1 pseudogene is annotated in these 278 nt (G+C 37.1%); it reads right to left on the reverse strand.

The features are described from left to right. Positions 1-278 (reverse strand): annotated as a pseudogene (locus ACW9JY_RS10610) (hypothetical protein); the annotation flags it as partial.

Consider the following 278-nt stretch of genomic DNA (forward strand, 5'->3'; position numbering starts at 1 on the left):
TGTTCAGCACTAAAAACAGATTCTAATTGGTATTGATGCCCAGTTTTGTCTTTACGAGTTGAATGATATAGATGTCCGGTCGAACCTTCCTTACCTATACTTATTGCACTACATTTTGAATCATGAATAATATTGTTTTCAATTATCCAACCTTTACTCCAGTTTGCTCCAATTAATCCAGGTTGATCTGCTGTTGGCGGAACCCATGGTGTTGCAGCATGAGCCATTTCAAAACCTTTCACGGTTATATAATCTCTCCCAATTTGATCTGGATAAAA

This window comes from Petrotoga sp. DB-2 (assembly GCF_054051725.1).